Annotated in this window: 4 protein-coding genes; all 4 read left to right on the top strand. The window is 71.5% G+C overall.

What is annotated here, in order from left to right; all coding sequences use genetic code 11:
* The first annotated feature begins 195 nt into the window (after nucleotides 1-195).
* The 4 genes from ACFWE2_RS23900 (at nucleotide 196) to ACFWE2_RS23885 (ending at nucleotide 3,681) form a co-directional block, all read left to right on the top strand.
* Nucleotides 196-585, top strand: coding sequence for a hypothetical protein (locus tag ACFWE2_RS23900; protein ID WP_377226704.1), 390 nt, complete (start codon nucleotides 196-198; stop codon nucleotides 583-585).
* Between the two features lie 40 nt (nucleotides 586-625).
* Nucleotides 626-1,756 carry a flavin-containing monooxygenase gene (locus ACFWE2_RS23895; protein WP_377226703.1) on the top strand — a complete coding sequence of 377 codons (1,131 nt, stop codon included), beginning with the start codon at nucleotides 626-628 and terminating at the stop codon, nucleotides 1,754-1,756.
* 72 nt (nucleotides 1,757-1,828) lie between these two features.
* Nucleotides 1,829-3,136: an ABC transporter substrate-binding protein gene (locus tag ACFWE2_RS23890; RefSeq protein ID WP_377226702.1), complete on the top strand. Its 1,308-nt coding sequence runs from the start codon at nucleotides 1,829-1,831 to the stop codon at nucleotides 3,134-3,136.
* A complete protein-coding gene (locus ACFWE2_RS23885) occupies nucleotides 3,133-3,681 on the top strand; it encodes a carbohydrate ABC transporter permease (protein WP_377226701.1) in 549 nt (182 codons plus the stop codon). Before ACFWE2_RS23890 ends, ACFWE2_RS23885 begins: the two co-directional genes overlap by 4 nt.
* The last annotated feature ends 13 nt before the right edge of the window (nucleotides 3,682-3,694 follow it).

Raw genomic sequence — 3,694 nt, 5'->3', positions numbered from 1 at the left:
CAGCCGAACAGTTCGGCTGAGGCGAACTACACGGGCCTGAGGTGAACAGGATCCAGCCCACCCGGCACGTACCGAACCAGCACTATGTGCCCGGACGTGCGGAACCTACGACGAAGCCCGGATCAGCAAGCCGCCCCGGACCGGCGAGCCACCCCGGACCAGCGAGCCACCCCGGACCTGCGAGAGGATTCTCGGATGCGCATCGTCCAGCTCCCGGTGCGGGAGGTCTCACGGTTCGGCAGCGAGGGCGTCGACATGGACCTTCTCCCTCAGGTGCTCGACGCCGAGCGCACCACCGTGCACGTCGCCCGGATGATCGCGGGCGGCGTGCTGGGGGAGCACCCGACCGTGGGGCGGCAGATCTTCGCCGTCCTCGCGGGTGAGGGAGTCGTCACCTCCAAGGGCACAACAGGAGACACCGACGAACGCTGGGAGATCGAGCCCGGCCAGGCCGCGATCTGGGAACCAGGCGAGATCCACGAGACGACCGCGACAACGGATCTGCTCGCGGCGATCGTCGAGACGAGCGGCGGCGAGCTCGCGTTCCGGGAGCACGAGGTGCTGTTCGGTCCATCGCTGGGTTAGCCGACCTTGCCTCCGCGACGCGGACCACTACGCTCCACCCATGTCGCACACCGTGTACGTGATCGGCGCCGGACCGGCCGGCCTGGCAGCAGCAGCGGCCCTGCGGGCGAAGGGTGCGGACGTCACGGTCCTGGAGAAGTCGGAGCACGTGGGCAACGCGTGGCGGCACCACTACGACCGCCTGCACCTGCACACCACGCGGCGGCTCTCGCAGCTGCCCGGTCTCCCGATCCCGCGTGCGTTCGGCCGCTGGGTGGCCAGGGACGACGTCGTCCGCTACCTGGAGGCGTACGCCGCCCACCACGACCTGCGGATCGAGCACGGGGTCGAGGTCACGCGCCTCGACCGCGCCGACGGCGTCTGGACGATCACCACCACCGGCACGGGCGACGCCGAACGCCGGCGCGAGGCGGACGCCGTCGTCGTCGCCACGGGGTACAACCACACGCCGCACCTCCCCGACTGGCCCGGCCAGGACACGTTCCCCGGGCAGGTCGTGCACGCGAGCCGGTACCGCAACCCGGCCCCGTACGCGGGCAAGGACGTGCTGGTCGTCGGGGTGGGCAACACGGGAGCCGAGATCGCGCAGGACCTCGCGGAGAACGGCGCGGCGAGCGTCCACCTCGCGGTCCGCACCCCGCCGCACATCGTGCCGCGCAACCAGGGGCCGTGGGCCGCGCAGTACACGGGCCTGCTGGTGCGCCACCTGCCGACCGCGTTGGTCGACGCCCTCAGCGTCCCGGTCCGCAAGGCCAGCTTCCCGGACCTTGCGCACCTCGGGCTCCCGATCCCCGAGGTCGGCCTGGCCACACGCGTGGCCCAGGGCGCCATCCCCGTGCAGGACATCGGCCTCGTCGCCGCCGTCCAGGCCGGCGCGATCCGTGTGGTCAGGGCGATCGAACGGTTCGACGGCGGCGACGTCGTCCTGGCCGACGGCGCCCGCCTCACCCCCGACGTCGTCCTCGCCGCCACCGGCTACCGCCGCGCGCTGGAGCCCGTGCTGGGCCACCTCGGAGTGCTCGACGAGCGCGGAAAGCCGATCGCGACGAACGGCCGCCCGGCCGCGCGAGGCCTCTACTTCACGGGCTTCACCAACCCGATCTCCGGCATGTTCCGCGAGATGGCCGCCGACGCCCACCGGATCGCACGAAACCTCACCGCCGGCCGCTGAGACCGGCGACACGACACTGCGTGACACCGAAATCGCTTGACAGCCCGACGTCGGACAGGCAGCGTCCGGCGCATGAACCGCCGAACGTCCCTCGCCGCAGGAGCCACCGCAACCCTCGTGGCCCTCACGCTCACCGCCTGCGCACCATCGCCGGGCAGCCCGGAACCCGGCGGAGCGGCGGGGGAGGGGTGCGACGGCGACGCCGTAGCGCTCGACGTGTGGTCCTGGCGCACCGAGGACGTCAAGACGTACGAGAACATCTTCGACGTCTTCGAGGCGGCCAACCCCTGCATCACGGTGAACTTCCAGGCCCACCTCAACACCGAGTACGACCAGATCCTGCGCACCGGCCTGACCGGCTCGGACGGGCCCGACATCGCGCAGGTGCGGTCCTACGGCCTGCTCCAGCCGCTCGTCGAGGGCGGCAACCTCGAACCGCTGGAGGACCTCGTCCCGGCGCTCGGTGAGTTCGACGACGCGATCCTCGACGGCGCTCGCGGGCGCGAGGACGGCGCGGTCTACGGCGTACCACTGGCCTCCCAGACGATCCAGGTCTACTACAACACCGCGATCTTCGAGGAGAACGGCCTGGAGGAGCCCGAGACCTGGGACGACTTCATGGCGATCAACGACACGCTGCTCGGGACGGATGTCACGCCGCTCGCGGTCGGCGCGCGCGACGGATGGTTCGTGCCCACCGTGCACGACGCCCTGACGTCCGCCCAGTACGGCGGCGCGGAGTTCCAGCAGGCGCTGCGTGACGGCGAGACCGACTTCACCGACCCGGCGTACGTCGACTCGATCCAGACGTTCAAGGACCTGCAGAAGTACATGCCCGAGGACGTGACCGGCGTGGCGTACACCGACGCGCAGGTGCTGTTCACCTCCCAGCAGGCGGCGATGTTCGCCGGCGGCTCGTACGAGCTGGCGTTCTTCCAGGAGGCCAACCCGGACCTCGAGCTCGGCGTCTTCCAGGTGCCACCGCCGCCCGGCTCGGCGCTGGACCACCCGGTCAGCCCCGGGTACGCGGACGGGAACTGGGGCCTGTCGGCAGCCTCCGAGCACCCCCAGGAAGCCGAGAAGCTGCTGAACTGGCTGGCCACGCCCGAGTTCGGCCAGCTCGTCGCCGACGAGCTCAAGCAGTTCTCGCCGATCCCCGGCGTCGAGTTCTCCGACCCGGTCCAGCAGGAGATGTGGGACCTGTACCAGGAGAACCCCGCGCCGTACCTGCTGCTCGTGGACTACCGGTACGGCGACCCCGTCGGCACCGACCTGATGGGGCAGGCGGGCCAGAAGCTGTTCCTCGGCGACGCCGACGCCGAGGAGGCCGCCGGGATCATCCAGGACGGTCTGTCTGCCTGGTGGACGCCGGGCGAGTGAGCCGCCGTCGCACAGCGGCGCTCCCCACGTCCGTCGCACTGCTCTTCCTACTGCCCGCCGGGGCGCTGTTCGCCGTCTTCGTGCTCTACCCGATGGCGACGGCGCTGACCTACTCGCTGTTCTCCTGGCGCGGAACCGCGCAGGAGGCGTTCGTGGGGCTGGACAACTTCGTCACGCTGCTGACCACCGAGCCGTACCGCAGCCAGCTCCCGCGCGCCTTCGCGCACAACGGGCTCCTGTTCGCCGGGGCCATGGTCGTGCAGAACTCCGTCGGGCTGCTGCTGGCCTACGTGCTGCACAAGCGGGAGCGGATGCGCCGGCTGTTCCAGGTGCTGTACACGATGCCGTACCTCGTCTCGCCGCTGGTGGTCGGCTACCTGTGGTCACTGCTGCTCTCGCCGCTGTTCGGCCCCGTGAACGCCGCCCTGCGCGCCGTCGGCCTGGAGTCCGGGGCCCCCCCCCGGCGGGGGGGCCCCCCCACCCCCCACTGGGGGGGGGGGGGGGGGTCAGCCCGGGCGGGGGGTGGGGTGACGCGCCCGGTGTAAGGCGCCCCCCGCG

It is taken from the genome of Promicromonospora sp. NPDC060271, from assembly GCF_042726755.1.
In the GTDB taxonomy this organism is placed as follows: Bacteria; Actinomycetota; Actinomycetes; order Actinomycetales; family Cellulomonadaceae; genus Promicromonospora.
Note: the sequence above shows the minus strand (reverse complement) of the source record. Positions and strands in the feature narration are given on the sequence as shown.